Origin of the sequence: Mesorhizobium sp. M0768 (assembly GCF_040320195.1) — a bacterium.
In the GTDB taxonomy this organism is placed as follows: domain Bacteria; phylum Pseudomonadota; class Alphaproteobacteria; order Rhizobiales; family Rhizobiaceae; genus Mesorhizobium.
In genome coordinates this window covers 1-13,720 of the sequence record NZ_JAMYPD010000019.1, presented here as the reverse complement: position 1 = coordinate 13,720, position 13,720 = coordinate 1, and the positions used below count along the sequence as shown (strand labels likewise).

Below are 13,720 nucleotides of genomic sequence, written 5' to 3'. Positions count from 1 at the left end.
AAAGGGAGGAAACCAATGCTGCATTTTTCGAGACTGGCGGGGGCTACGCTAGTTGCCGCCGCACTGCTGGCCGGATCGGCAAGCGCCCAGACGGTCCTGCGCTCGTCCGACACCCACCCGGATGGCTATCCGACGGTCGAGGCGGTCAAATATTTCGGCGAGCTGGTGAAGGAGCGTACGGCCGGCCGCTATGTGGTCGAGATCTATCCTTCCGCGCAACTTGGCGAGGAAAAGGACACGATCGAGCAGGTGCGCACCGGCGTGATCGATCTCAACCGCGTCTCGATGGCGCCGTTCAACGGGCTCATCCCGGAGACCACCGTGCCCTCGCTGCCCTACATCTTCCGTTCGGAAGAGCATATGCACAAGGTCATGGACGGGGCGATCGGCGACCAGATCGCGGCGGCGTTCGACCAGGTCGGGCTGGTGCTGCTCGCCTTTTACGACGGCGGCTCGCGCTCCTTCTACAATTCGAAGAAGCCGATCAACACCGTAGCCGACATGGCCGGGATGAAGTTCCGCGTCATCCAGTCCGACATCTTCGTCGACATGGTGGCGGCACTCGGCGCCAACGCGACGCCGATGCCGTATGGCGAAGTGTATTCGGCGATCGAGACCGGGGTGATCGACGGCGCGGAGAACAATTTTCCGAGCTACGACACCGCCAAGCACGCGGAAGTCGCCAAGTACTATTCGCTCGACGAGCACACGATGGTGCCGGAAGCCTTCGTCATGGCGAAGTCGAGCTGGGACAAGCTGACGCCGGAGGACCAGGCGATCTTCAAGGCGGCCGCCAAGGAGAGCGTCGCCAAGCAGCGCGAGCTGTGGACCGCCAAGGTCAAGGAATCGCGCGCCAAGGTCGAGGCGGCCGGTTCGCAGATCACGACGCCGGACAAGCAGCCCTTCATCGACGCGATGGGGCCGGTCTACGAGAAGCACGTCAAGGACGACAAGCTGAAGGCCATGGTCGAAGCCATCAAGGCCGTGCAGTGATCAAGCGGCGGCGCGGACATTCCGTGCCGCCATCCTCCTGGGGGAGAAAACCGGTGACTTCCAGCCCAAGACCAACACCGCTTCTGTCCGGCGTCGCGCAAGTGATGTCGCGCGTCAGCACGGCGGCGCTGTCGATCGCCGGCATCGGGCTGGTGCTGATGACCGCCTTCGTCGCCTGGCAGGTATTCGGCCGTTATGTTCTGAACCGTTCGCCGAGCTGGACCGAGCCGGGCTCGGTGATGCTGATGAGCTGGTTCATTTTCCTCGGCGCTGCCGTCGGCGTGCGCGAGAACTATCACCTCGGCTTTGACGTCCTGCTCTACGTGCTGCCGAAAGGCGGCAAGCGCTGGCTGCGGATGATTTCGGACCTCGTCGCGCTCGCCTTCGGCATCGGCATGATCTGGTACGGCAGTCAGCTGGTAGCATTGACCTGGGGCTCTGTCTTGCCGTCGCTCGGCATATCGGGGGGTTGGGACTACGTCCCGCTTGTCGCGGGAGGCGCGCTCATCGTGCTCTTCACGCTGGAGCGCATTGTGCTTCGCCTCTCCGGCGCGCCGATCGACGATGCCCTCGATGAACTGCCGCCGGCCGAAGTCGCGGCCGAACTCGACACCGCCAACGTGAAGGTCTGACGCCATGGAACTGTGGATTCTCTTCGGCGTCTTCACCCTGCTGATGCTTATCGGCACGCCGATCGCTTTCTGCCTCGGCGTCGCAAGCCTCGCCACCGTCCTCTATATGGGCCTGCCGCCGCTGATCGTGTTCCAGCGCCTGAATTCCGGCATGAGCGTCTTTTCACTGCTGGCCATTCCGTTTTTCATCTACGCCGGCGACTTGATGGTGCGCGGCGGCATCGCCAGCAAGATCGTTGCCTTCGCCGGCTCGCTCGTCGGCCATTTGCGCGGCGGTCTCGGGCAGGTCAACATTGCAACCGCAACACTGTTCGGCGGCATTTCCGGCTCAGCGGTGGCGGAGGCAGCGGCGGTAGGCGGCCTGATGATCCCGCAGATGAAGGCGCGTGGATATGGAGCGGACTACGCCGTCAACGTCACGTCGATGGCGGCACTGATCGCGCTGCTGCTGCCGCCGTCGCACAACATGATCATCTACTCGATCTCGGCAGGCGGAAAGATCTCCATCGCCGATTTGTTCACGGCCGGCATCATCCCGGGCCTGCTGCTGGCCCTGTCGCTGATGGTCACCGCCTATATCGTGGCGCGCTCCCGCGGCTATCCGACCGAGGCGTTTCCGGGCTTCACCGCGGTCGCGCATCTTTTCGCCGTCGCCGTGCCCGGCCTGCTGTTGATCGCGATCATCTTCGGCGGCGTGCGATCGGGCGTCTTCACCGCCACCGAGAGTTCCTGTATCGCCGTCATCTATGCGCTGCTCGTGACCGTCTTCGTTTACCGGCAGATGACCTGGGAAGGGTTCGTTCATGCCACCCATGGCGCCGTGCGCACCACGGCCATGGTGCTGCTCATCATCGGCATGGCGGCGGCGTTCTCGTGGCTGATGGCCTTCCTGAAAGTGCCGGCAGCGCTCATCGCCTCCATGAACGCGATCTCGGACGATCCGCTGGTCGTGCTTCTCCTGCTCAACCTCCTGATGCTGTTCCTCGGCACGTTCATGGACATGGGGCCGACGATCATCATTTGCACGCCTATTTTCCTGCCCGTGGCGCAGGCCTACGGCGTCGATCCGGTGCATTTCGGCGTCATCATGATCCTCAATTTCGGCATCGGACTGAACACGCCGCCGGTGGGCGCGGTGCAGTTCGTGGCGTGTGCAGTGGGCAAGATATCCGTCTGGGAATCGATGCGCTCGATCTGGCCGTTCTATGCGGCAGGCCTCGTGGTGCTGGCGCTCGTCACTTACATTCCGGCCATTTCGCTATGGCTGCCGAGCGTCTTCAAATAGGGGGTGCGACATGGCATCGGACACTGCCGTCGGGCTCCGCGTCGAACGAAGACCGAAGCTTTCGGAAACCGTTGTCGCTGCGATCCGCAAGCAGCTGCAGGCGGGCGAGATCCAGCCTGGGCAAAAGCTGCCGACCGAGGGCCAACTGACGGAAACCTTCGGGGTCAGCCGCACCGTGATACGCGAGGCGCTGGCCAAGCTTGCCGCGGACGGCCTGGTCGAGCCGCGCCAAGGCGCCGGCGTTTTCGTCACCGAACATATCTCGACAGCGTTCGGTGCTCTGGCAGCGGAGATGGGCAGCAAGGATTCGATTGCCCTCAACGTGCTCGAAGTCAGGTTGGCGATCGAGATCGAATCCGCCGGGCTCGCCGCCATCCGGCGCAACGCCGCGCAGGAAGCGGCAATCCAGGAAGCCTTCTTCGAGTTCGAACGGCTGCTCCTCAACAGCGAGCCGACTGGACCGGCCGACCTTGCCTTCCACCGTGCAATCGCCAGCGCCACCAACAATCCGTTCTATGTCGAGATGCTCGACGTGCTCGGCCGGCGCGCTATTCCTTGCGATGTGACCTCGCCCTGGTCGACCGAGTTCGCACAGTCCGACGCCTACCAGCGCGGCCTGCAGCGCGAACACCTGATGATCCTCAACGCCATCTCGGCAGGCGATGCCGAAGCGGCGCGGGAGGCGATGCGCGCGCATCTCGGTGCCAGCCAGCAGCGCTATCGCGAGCGCCTGCACGCGCGCCAGATTTTTTATGCCGACTCGGTCAAGGCCGCGGCAACCGAATGAGCAATTGAGGCAGCAATGATTCAATCTGATGATCACACGGATTTCACCTCCCGCTTCGCCATCGACCCTGTTTCTGCCGCGGCGATGGGCACGGACGAGCTCCGTCACAATTTTCTCATCGAAGGCCTGTTCCGGCCCGGCAGCATCAGCCTGACCTACACCCATTACGACCGCATGATCGTTGGTGGCGCCATGCCCGCCGGCGCACCGCTGCCGCTGCAGGCGATCAAGCCGACCGGGACCAAGAATTTTCTCGACCGCCGTGAGATGATCATCGTCAATATCGCCGGTGCAGGCGTCGTCAAAGCTGGCGGCCAATCCTACGAGCTGCAGGCGCGCGACATGCTCTATCTCGGCATGGGCACGGATGAGGTATCGTTCGCTGCGACCAATCCGGCTGAGCCGGCTAAGTTCTACCTGCTCAGCGCGCCGGCGCATCAGGGCCACCCCAACCGGCTGATCCGCATCGGCGATGCCAAGCGGCTCGATCTCGGCAGCCAGGCAACCTCCAACGAGCGCTCGATCTTCCAGTTCATTCATGCCGAAGGCGTAAAAACCTGTCAGCTTGTCGTCGGCATGACGCAGCTTGCCCCCGGTTCCGTCTGGAACACCATGCCATGCCATGTGCATGACCGGCGCATGGAGGCCTATCTCTATTTCGACCTGCCGGAGGCAGCGCGGGTGTTTCACCTCATGGGCGAACCGGACGAAACGCGCCATCTCGTCATGCGAAACGAGGAGGCGGTGCTGTCGCCGGGATGGTCGATCCATTCGGGCGCCGGCACCTCGAACTACGCCTTCATCTGGGCGATGGCCGGTGACAATGTCGACTATACCGATGTCGACCTGGTGGCGATGGAGGAGCTCAGGTGAGTGATCTCTCGGCCTTCAGCCTTGCCGGCAAGCGCATCCTCGTCACCGGCGCCAATACCGGCATCGGCCAGGGCATCGCCGTGTCGATCGCGCGCGCCGGCGGCTCGGTGGTCGGCGTCGGCCGGTCGGCGATGGACGAGACGGCGGAGAAGATTGCGGCTGTCGGCGGCCGCTTCGAGGCGGTCCGCTGCGACCTTGGCGACGATGCCGCCACCCAGGCGATGCTTGACCGCGTCTGGGACGGCACCGGGCCGCTCGACGGCCTGGTCAACAATGCGGGCATCATCCGGCGTGCCGATGCGGTCGACCTCACCGAAGCCGACTGGGATGACGTCATCGGCGTCAATCTGAAGACGGTGTTCTTCCTCAGCCAGAGTTTTGCCAGGCGCGTGCTTGCCGAGCCGGGACGGCGCAGCAAGATCGTCAACATCGCTTCGGTGCTGAGCTTCCAGGGCGGCATCCGTGTCGCCTCCTACACCGCCTCCAAACACGGCGTGCTCGGCATCACCCGGCTGCTGGCATGTGAATGGGCGGCAAAGGGCATCAATGTCAACGGCATTGCGCCGGGCTATATCGAGACCAACAACACCGAGGCGCTGCGCGCCGATCCCGACCGCAGCGCTTCGATCCTGGCGCGCATCCCCGCCGGACGCTGGGGCGCGCCGGAAGACATCGGCGACGCAGCCGTCTTCCTGCTGGCGCCAGCGTCCAACTACATGCACGGCGCGGTGGTGCCGGTGGACGGCGGCTGGCTGGCGCGATGAACAACAAAAGGTGAGAGTCTGACGATGACCGGAACCAAAATCTTCTCGCATGCCGGCGAGGGTGCGTGGACGCCGACGCCCGACGGCAACCGCCGGCGCGTGCTCCTGCACACGGACGAACTGATGATGGTCGAGTTCGGTTTCGACAAGGGCGGCGTCGGCGCGCTGCACTCGCACTCGCATGTCCAGGCAAGCTACGTCGCCGAAGGCCGCTTCGAAGTCACCATCGACGGCAGGACCGAAATCCTGGAGACCGGAAGCAGCTTCATCGTTCCGTCCAATCTGGTCCATGGTGTCAGGGCGCTGGAGGCGGGACGACTGGTCGACAGCTTCACGCCGCACCGCGCCGATTTCCTCGACTGAGCTGCGGGCCCGAAGTTCAGGCAGCCGGCTCTCGGAACGAAAAAACCCGCGCCTCCGGAGAGACGCGGGCGTGTTGCCTGGGCGCTTGTGGCGCCGCGGTACTCAAAACATCACCGCAGAACCTGAACCTGCCGAATGATGGTGAAGATAGGATTAACCGCTCCGAGGCGGTGCGATATTCACAGCCAAAGCGAATAGGGGGCTGGAACGACGGTCCGATATCGGCCAATGAGAGAAAAGTTCGCCTCAGGCGGTGCCCCGGACAGGACCAGAGGGGTCGATAAATGTTCGAATCTGCTGTCCAGGCAATCACCTGGCGATTCGCCGCGGCATTTCGGCAGGTCGTATCCCCGAAAGTTCTGTAATGCAGATTGCGGCGAGCAGCCCGGCAGAGGATTCCAAACGGCGCGTCCTCAGGGATGTATTCGGCTTCGATGATTTTCGTCTCGGCCAGGCGGCCGTGATGGAGGCGCTGCTGGCCGGGCATCATGTGCTGGCCGTCATGCCGACCGGCGCCGGCAAATCGCTCTGCTACCAGGTCCCGGCGCTGGTCCTGGGCGGGCTCACCATTGTCGTTTCGCCGCTGGTGGCCCTGATGCAGGATCAGGTCGCCGCATTGCGCCTTGCCGGCGTGGCGGCCGATACGATCAATTCCTCGCTCGACCGCGATGCCAATGTCGCTGCATGGCGCCGTGTCGCGGCAGGCCAGACGCGCCTGCTCTATCTTGCACCGGAGCGGCTGATGACGGTGCGAATGCTCGAGGCGTTGACCAAGCTCGATGTCCGGCTGATCGCCATCGACGAGGCACATTGCATCTCCCAATGGGGACCGGCGTTCCGGCGCGAATACGAAGAATTGTCGAGACTACGTGATATCTTCCCGAAAGTGCCGATTATTGCGCTGACGGCGACGGCGGACGAGACGACGCGCACCGACATTGCCGCGCAGCTGTTCGACGGGCGCGTCGATACGGTGGTGCTCGGCTTCGACCGGCCGAATATCAAGCTAGGCATTGAGCCCAAGCATGACAGCAAGCGCCAATTGCTAAACTTCGTGCAGCGCCATGCCGGCCGCAGCGGGATCGTCTATTGCCTGTCACGCAAAAAGACCGAAGAGGTGGCGGCGTTCCTCGAGCGGAACGGCGTACGCGCGCTCGCCTATCATGCCGGCATGAGCAAGGACACGCGTGAAGCGAATCAAAATGCCTTCATGACCTTGTCCGGCGTGGTGATGGTGGCGACCATCGCCTTCGGCATGGGGATCGACAAGCCGGACGTCGCCTATGTCTTCCATACCGACCTGCCGGGCAGCTTGGAGGCCTATTACCAGGAAATCGGGCGCGCGGGCCGCGACGGGCGGGCGGCCGAGGCACATTTGCTCTTCGGTCTCGGCGATATACGCATGCGCCGGCTTTTCATCGAAGACGAGGATGCGCCGGCTGAGCACAAAAGGCGCGCGCATGGCCGGCTCGAAACGCTGATCGGTTATTGCGAGACGACGCAGTGCCGCCGTCAGATCCTGCTTGGCTATTTCGGCGAAAGTGCTTCGCCTTGCGGCAATTGCGACAACTGCCTCGACCAGGCGCCGCATGCGGATGGCGAGGCGGAGGCGCGGATCATCCTGGCGGCGATCGCACAAACCGGCGAGCGCTTCGGCGTCGCCCATGTCGTCGATGTCCTGCTCGGCCATGAAACCGAGAAGGTCCTGGACAGGAACCACCACAGGCTTGCCAGCTTCGGCACCGGTGTGGCGCATAAAAAGAGTTTCTTGCTGTCGCTGCTCCGCCAACTCGTCGCGGGAGGGTTCCTGACATTGGACTCAGCCGGCCATGGCGGCCTCGCCATTGCCGAGAAGGGCCGTGCGCTGGCCCGGGGCGAGGCCTCGTTCCGGTATCGCGTGGACGCGCGCCAGTCATCGCGAGGCAAGATACGTCCTGAGGATACCGCAGCAGGCACGGAAGGTCTGGATTCGGCGCTGCTGGCCGCGCTCAAGGCTGTGCGGCTGCGTCTTGCCCGGGAACGCCAGGTGCCGGCCTTCGTGATCTTTTCGGATCGTACGCTGATCGATATGGCCGAACGCTGCCCGCGTGATCTGGACGCCTTCGCCGCGGTCAACGGCGTCGGCGCCGCCAAGCTCAAGGATTTCGGCGAGATATTCCTCGGCGCGATCGCTGCGCATCAATCCGGGGTGGCGGGCTGAAGACCCACTTCAGTGACGCAATCAGCACCGGCTTCGTCTCGCCGCGGCAACCGCAGCCTCCTGCTGCCGCAAGCGCTCGATCTTCGCACTCTGGCGGGCAGCCACGGTCGAGGCGACACGCTGCCCTCCCAACAGCCAGCCCGGAATGTTGGTGTGGACGACTTTGCCACGAGCGATGGCTGTCGCCGACATTTCGTCGGCGACAGCGCCCATCGCCACGTTGAGCTCGACGCAACTCATCTTGTCGTATTTCGCAGCATCAAAGGATGCCGGCAAAGGCGATGCGCAACTTCCGACAAACATGAGGCTGCATATCAGAGGCGCGGCCGTGGAGATCGCCTTCATTCCCTTATCAAGCACATTGATGCCGGACGGGCGGATTTCCGGAGGGTTCTCGATCTCAGGCGGCGAAGCGCTCCCGAGGTTCCGCGTAACTGAAGCATGTGACCTCTACAATACCCTGTGCTGACCGACCTGTTTGTCCTCGAAGAATTCCGAGAGAGCCGCTGCCGTCTTGTCGGGGTGCTGTTCCGGGAAAAAGTGCCCGCCTTGGACAGCGTGTCCTGCCACTCTGTCGGCCCATTTCCTCCAGATGGCCAGCGGCCCGCCTTCTTGCGCATACCAGTTCTCCAGGGCGCCTTCGCCACTCCATAGCGCCAGTAGCGGACAGTCGATGCGACGACCGTTTGCGCGGTCCAACGCGTCATGTTCACGATCGATCGTCGCAGCGGCGCGATACTCTTCGCAGATGGCATGAATATGCGCGGGATCGCTAAGCGCATCAACATAGGCGTCCCTGACCTCTTTGGAGACCATTTTCGCTGACGATCCCCACTGCGTTATTGCATCGTCGACGACAGCATCGGGAGCCGCGCCGATCAGACGCTCCGGCAGGGGCTCCGGCTGGGCAAGAAGGCTCCAGGGCCAGAAGCCAAGCGCCAGTCTGGCATCCGCCCTATCCCATGTTGCGGCGGTGGGGATGATGTCGAGGACGGCGATTTTGAGCACGTTGTCGGGATGGTCCAGCGCCAGGCGATAGGCAACCCGCCCGCCACGATCATGCCCGGCAACCATGAACCGCTCAAACCCCACTTGCTTCATGGCCTGAACCATGTCGCCGGCTATGGCGCGCTTGGCGTATGGGCTATGATCGGCAGAGGAAAACGGGCATCCGCTTTGCCCATAGCCTCGAAGGTCGGCGGCGACGACCGTGAAGCGGGGCGCCAAGGCTGCGGCGATATCCCTCCACATCAGATGCGTTTCTGGAAAACCGTGAAGAAGCAGCAGCGGCGGACCGGTGCCTCCGACCCTTGCGAAAATCGTCGTATCGTCCAGTCGTAGGCTGGTGGCTCTGAAACCTGCAAACACCGTCAGCTTCCTCCGCGCCCTTAGGAAAGCTCCGTAAGGGCGCTAACGGCCGCCTGAGGCCCGGCCGCGATGGCCAGGGTTCAAGCCGGCCAGTTGCTAGAATCGAAACCAGACCCAGACGCGCCTGCGGAAGCACCGCCTGCGCCGATAGCCGTTTCGCCAGTAAACGCGACAGACCCTTCTCCAGGCGCGCCGGCGGCGCCGGCGCGGCATGTGCCACCGGCGATGATAGATTGGTTGCAACTCTGCTTGAGTTTCGTCGTCGTCGAAGGTCTCGACATCCGGCGCCTCGAGTTCATCGAGAATGCCCCTTCTGGCAGTTGGAACGCCGGCCACCGCATTGATTGGCCGAACCGTGCTTGCAAGGGCCGCGGCCCCGGCAATGCCAAACATTCCTGTCAAAAATAGTCGCCGATCCATGGAAACCTCCCAGTCTTCAACCAGCGATAGAACAAGCTGACGATGGGGAAATAGCGCAGTCGGTGCAAACGCCTAGTGCCGCACGGCGACTAGCGGTGGTCCGGTCGGCCGGAGGGTGTTACCTCGTCCTCGAAGTGGGATGGCTACCTCGATCGACAAACACCCGGAGCTTTTGAATTGGAGGGCCGTGAACGACGAAGATGGGACCTACGTCTACGCCATAGCTACCTAATTCCACGCTACTGCTCTCTGTTTGTCGCTCGCGTTGCAATAAGGCTTGACTGCCATCCTACCAGAAGGTAGGTAAAACCATGAGCAACTTGTCTACCACCTCTGACGACATCCTGGCTTGTGCACGTTCACTGATCGTCGCTGGCGGCTACAACGGTTTCAGTTATGCCGACATTGCTGAAGTGGTCGGGATCCGTAAGGCGAGCATCCATCACCATTTCCCAAGCAAGGTCGATCTGGTTCGGACGCTGGTTGCGCGGTATCGCGAAGAAACTGAAGCGGGGATGGCAAATGTCGAACTTCACGAATCCGATCCGCTCGAACAGTTGCGGACCTATGCCGGGTATTGGGAAGCCTGCATCGCGAACGCCAGCGCCCCGTTTTGTATCTGCGCGCTGTTGGCAAGCGAGCTCCCCGTGCTGCCCGAGGAAGTTAGCCTTGAGGTCCGGGCGCATTTCCGCTCGTTGTCGGCTTGGCTGACATCCGTGATGGAGCGCGGTGCGCGGCACGGCCAATTTCGACTGATGAGTACCCCTCGTGCCGAGGCTGAAGCGTTCATGGCGACCGTTCATGGCGCGATGCTTTCAGCACGGGCCTATGGCGATCCGAAGGCATTCGCCGTCGTGACCGGCCCGCTCCTGGAGCGGCTCCGCGCTTCCCCCCGGATACCAGCCTAGATCTCAACTAACCATACTAGCGATCACTCCGCGACGTTCGTCGAGAGACCCTACCTACTAGTCGAAAGGTTTATCCAATGACGGCTTACAGTAACAATCTTTTCCGCGCCAGCCAGGAACAATGGCTCAAGCTCTATTACTTCGCTCGGACGGCGTTCTCGGCTGTCTGGGTGGCGGCTGCCTTTACGGTGGGGCAGCATTCCGGGGTGGTCGCGGCGGTTTTGCTCGTGGCTTATCCTGCATGGGATGCCCTGGCCAATTTTGTCGACGCATCGCGCAGCGGAGGATTGGGACAGAATCGCACCCAGGCCATCAACGTCGTGGTCAGTGTGGCGACAACGTTCGCGGTCGTTGTTGCGCAGAAGATGAGCATGAACTGGGTGCTGGGCGTGTTCGGCCTATGGGCGATCCTGTCCGGCCTGCTTCAACTCGGCACCGCCGTCCGCCGTTGGAAGAACTCTGGTGCGCAGTGGGCGATGATCCTGAGCGGAGGGCAATCAGCACTGGCAGGCACGTTTTTCATCGCGCAGGCGCGGATGCCGATGCCGCCATCGATCTCCAACGTGGCCGGCTATGCCGCAGTAGGCGCCCTCTACTTCCTGGTTTCGGCGGTGTGGCTGAGCGTGAGCCAATTGCGGCGGAAGGCTGCATAGCGTGCCATCTTGAGCCAGCACCGCTCCGACTGTCAGCTGCTGGCATCGTTCGTCAAACAGAACGACCCACCCTTACCCCTAAGGACTGAAAATGAGACCGACGTGTTTGGAATTTCACCACCCGGCTGAGGGTTAGCCGCTCATCCAGGGCATCTCGATCGCGCCGAACGATACAGCGACCCCGAGGGCCATCAGCGCAATGCCCACAGCAACTTCGAAGGGGCGGCCGCGCTGCAGCAGCTTCTCGACGAAGACGACCAGCGTCAACAGCAGCATCCAGGCGACGCTCATGATGCCCACCGCGACCAGCACGGCAAACAGAGCCCAGCAGCAGCCAAGGCAATAGAGTCCGTGCCGCAGCCCCATCTCGACTGCGCCAACCCGCCCGTCGCGCCAATGCTGCGCAATGAAAGCGAGCGGCGAACGGCAATGGCTGAGGCAAATGTGCTTGAGGGTCGTGAATTGGTAGAGGCCGGCGACGCCAAGCGTTGTACCGAGCGCGAGCGGCGCCCATTTCGAACGCTGAGGCGGATCGAGGCTCGTCGCAAACTCGCTTGCGAGCTGGACCAGGACATACACAAGAAGGCCCGCCGCCGCCCAGACGAGCATGTAGCCCGCGACGAATATCCAGGCCGGGATGGCGACGTGCTGTTCGCGCCTGGCCTGCGCCGCTGCGAACATAAAGATCATGGGCGCGGCCGCCGGCAGCATCATTGCAGCCATCATCACCGTCCATGCAGCAAGAAAGGCGGCGGCGCCGGCGAGTGACCAGCCGTCGGCGGCAATTCCGGCCGTCGCCACGCCGGCCATGCCTTCCATACCCTCCATCCCGCCGCGCACCGCAATGCCCATTGGCATATCCATGCTGAGGGTCAGCGCCCATGCCGCCGCTGTCAGCACCACGAGCGATGCGAGAAGGCCGAGCGGCATGCCACGCAAATTCCGGAGCCGCCACGATTTCCCGGGGGACGCGTCAGGCATCGGCACGTCCCTAGTTCGGGCCGGTCCAGTCGAACGGAATGTGTTTGCTGGAGCGGGTCGTGCCCGTCCAGTCGAGCCCGAAGCCTTTGGTGCTCACCTCGACCGAACGCCCCCAGGTGGCAACCTGGCCCGGGCCGACCTCCGAGCCCGGCGGGTTGATCGTCTGCACCCGCTTGCCGGGTGGTGTTGTGGGACCTGAAAGTGCTTCCGCATGCCCGACGACGAGGCCAGGAATCTCGACCCGCCAGGTGGCGAGGTCGCCCGCCACCTCGAAAGTGATCGGCACGAACTCCATGCCACGCATCTCGCCGATGTTGGCGGCAAAGCCCGCCGGCCAGCCGCCAGCCTGCCCGCCGAAGATCGCCTGAAGGGCTTCACGTTGCCGCTCGTTCGCCTTCTCGTCGAGGTACATGCCCATCACGGCTTTTGCCTCGCCGGCCCATAGATTGCCTTCAAACTCGCCGAGCGCCACCAGCGACAGGCCGTCGAGCTTCACGTCGCCATACCGACCCTCGCGCACATGCCAGGCGAGCACGCCCTGGCAGTGATTGCCGGTCGGCCGCTGGGCGAATTCGCAAGGGCAAGGGATGTCGCAGCTGCAGATGTCGAACCAGTCGCCTGCGAGCCGCCATTGAGGCACTGCGTTCATGGCTCTTCCTCCCGGAATATAGCGCTATTTATACCTCGAAGGCGGGGCGCGCTCCAGCAGTTAGTGCATCGCTCGCTGATTTTGGTGGCCCTTGCCGCCGCAGAACAAGTCACTGCGTCTTGATCAGTAACTGCTCGCAACAGAACCCAGCCGCCATCCAGTGCGAAGTGGTTTCTTGCTCCGTTCCATGTGATCGATGAGGTCGTGGATAGCTTCGCGACGGGTCGATCACCAAATACACGATCCGACTGACGCTTGACCCACACTGCGAACTGACAACCTTCCGCAACACCGCTCGGTTGCCTAGTCACAAAGACGTAGCGGGCCAATGCTAACGCCGGGCTGCAATTTGAGCTCCGCGACTTCACAAGCATTTATGGCTGAGTTCGGCAGGCAGCATCAAAAAAATTATGCGCGGCCTGAGACATAGGTGACGTTTTGTACCGGACACATGGGTAACACTTTTGGCTTTTGGCCGGAGGTGTTGATGCCGTGGAGAGAGTGTTCGGTGATGGAGGAACGTCTACGTTTCGTTGCCCGCCTTCTCGCGGGAGAAGGCATGAGCGATGTGTGCCGGGATTTCGGGATTTCGCGCAAGACTGGCTACAAGATCTTCAACCGCTATAGGGAGGAAGGGCTGGAGGCGCTTTGCGACCGCTCGCGGCGGCCGGTGAGGTACGCCAACCAGTTGCCCGAGCAGATCGAGCGGCTGATCGTCGAGACCAAGCGTGAGAAGCCGCTTTGGGGCGCTCGCAAGATCAGGGAGTTGCTGGTCAGGAAGCTCGCCGGTGATGTGCGTATCCCGGCCAAAAGCACCGTGCATGCCGTGCTCGACCGTCACGGC

Annotated in this window: 15 protein-coding genes; 11 read left to right on the top strand and 4 right to left on the bottom strand. The window is 62.8% G+C overall.

The genetic code is table 11. The features are described 5' to 3' along the window. Nucleotides 1-15 precede the first annotated feature (15 nt). The 8 genes from NKI08_RS22125 to recQ all read left to right on the top strand — a co-directional run bounded on the left by NKI08_RS22125 (nt 16) and on the right by recQ (nt 7,897). Entirely contained in the window at nt 16-993 is a 978-nt protein-coding gene (locus tag NKI08_RS22125) for a TRAP transporter substrate-binding protein (RefSeq protein ID WP_352636901.1), read from the top strand. A 104-nt stretch (nt 994-1,097) separates the two neighbouring features. After that, on the top strand, nt 1,098-1,625 hold the full coding sequence (locus tag NKI08_RS22120; protein WP_023719697.1) for a TRAP transporter small permease: 528 nt from the start codon (nt 1,098-1,100) through the stop codon (nt 1,623-1,625). A 4-nt stretch (nt 1,626-1,629) separates the two neighbouring features. Next, on the top strand, nt 1,630-2,910 hold the full coding sequence (locus tag NKI08_RS22115) for a TRAP transporter large permease (protein ID WP_292656436.1): 1,281 nt from the start codon (nt 1,630-1,632) through the stop codon (nt 2,908-2,910). 10 nt (nt 2,911-2,920) lie between these two features. After that, nucleotides 2,921-3,697, top strand: a complete 777-nt coding sequence (locus NKI08_RS22110) for a FadR/GntR family transcriptional regulator (RefSeq protein ID WP_352618125.1) — start codon at nt 2,921-2,923, stop codon at nt 3,695-3,697. Between the two features lie 15 nt (nt 3,698-3,712). Continuing rightward, the gene (kduI, locus tag NKI08_RS22105; RefSeq protein ID WP_352772100.1) at nt 3,713-4,570 is read left to right on the top strand and encodes a 5-dehydro-4-deoxy-D-glucuronate isomerase; all 858 of its coding nucleotides are present in this window, start codon (nt 3,713-3,715) and stop codon (nt 4,568-4,570) included. Next, nucleotides 4,567-5,334, top strand: a complete 768-nt coding sequence (kduD, locus tag NKI08_RS22100; RefSeq protein WP_352772098.1) for a 2-dehydro-3-deoxy-D-gluconate 5-dehydrogenase KduD — start codon at nt 4,567-4,569, stop codon at nt 5,332-5,334. Before kduI ends, kduD begins: the two co-directional genes overlap by 4 nt. Before the next feature lie 24 nt (nt 5,335-5,358). Then, nucleotides 5,359-5,697, top strand: coding sequence for a cupin domain-containing protein (locus NKI08_RS22095; RefSeq protein ID WP_352772096.1), 339 nt, complete (start codon nt 5,359-5,361; stop codon nt 5,695-5,697). A gap of 364 nt (nt 5,698-6,061) precedes the next feature. Continuing rightward, the gene (gene recQ / locus NKI08_RS22090) at nt 6,062-7,897 is read left to right on the top strand and encodes a DNA helicase RecQ (protein ID WP_352772094.1); all 1,836 of its coding nucleotides are present in this window, start codon (nt 6,062-6,064) and stop codon (nt 7,895-7,897) included. A gap of 21 nt (nt 7,898-7,918) precedes the next feature. Here the strand turns inward: recQ and NKI08_RS22085 are convergent, their stop codons facing one another. Together NKI08_RS22085 and NKI08_RS22080 are read right to left on the bottom strand one after the other, a co-directional pair. After that, complete coding sequence (locus NKI08_RS22085; RefSeq protein ID WP_352772092.1) at nt 7,919-8,173, bottom strand: hypothetical protein; 255 nt, start codon at nt 8,171-8,173, stop codon at nt 7,919-7,921. A 174-nt stretch (nt 8,174-8,347) separates the two neighbouring features. After that, the gene (locus NKI08_RS22080) at nt 8,348-9,265 is read right to left on the bottom strand and encodes an alpha/beta fold hydrolase (RefSeq protein ID WP_352772090.1); all 918 of its coding nucleotides are present in this window, start codon (nt 9,263-9,265) and stop codon (nt 8,348-8,350) included. Between the two features lie 731 nt (nt 9,266-9,996). On the opposite strand from NKI08_RS22080, the gene NKI08_RS22075 reads away from it, so the two are divergent. Together NKI08_RS22075 and NKI08_RS22070 are read left to right on the top strand one after the other, a co-directional pair. Then, on the top strand, nt 9,997-10,593 hold the full coding sequence (locus NKI08_RS22075) for a TetR/AcrR family transcriptional regulator (RefSeq protein WP_352772088.1): 597 nt from the start codon (nt 9,997-9,999) through the stop codon (nt 10,591-10,593). A gap of 77 nt (nt 10,594-10,670) precedes the next feature. Beyond that, complete coding sequence (locus tag NKI08_RS22070) at nt 10,671-11,246, top strand: DUF308 domain-containing protein (protein ID WP_352772087.1); 576 nt, start codon at nt 10,671-10,673, stop codon at nt 11,244-11,246. Between the two features lie 132 nt (nt 11,247-11,378). Here the strand turns inward: NKI08_RS22070 and NKI08_RS22065 are convergent, their stop codons facing one another. Beyond that, the gene (locus NKI08_RS22065; protein WP_352772086.1) at nt 11,379-12,176 is read right to left on the bottom strand and encodes a DUF2182 domain-containing protein; all 798 of its coding nucleotides are present in this window, start codon (nt 12,174-12,176) and stop codon (nt 11,379-11,381) included. A gap of 61 nt (nt 12,177-12,237) precedes the next feature. Further along, a complete protein-coding gene (locus NKI08_RS22060; protein ID WP_352772084.1) occupies nt 12,238-12,876 on the bottom strand; it encodes a DUF1326 domain-containing protein in 639 nt (212 codons plus the stop codon). A gap of 487 nt (nt 12,877-13,363) precedes the next feature. On the opposite strand from NKI08_RS22060, the gene NKI08_RS22055 reads away from it, so the two are divergent. Beyond that, nucleotides 13,364-13,720, top strand: a 357-nt coding sequence (locus NKI08_RS22055; protein WP_352772082.1) for a helix-turn-helix domain-containing protein, incomplete at its 3' end; no start/stop codon positions are given.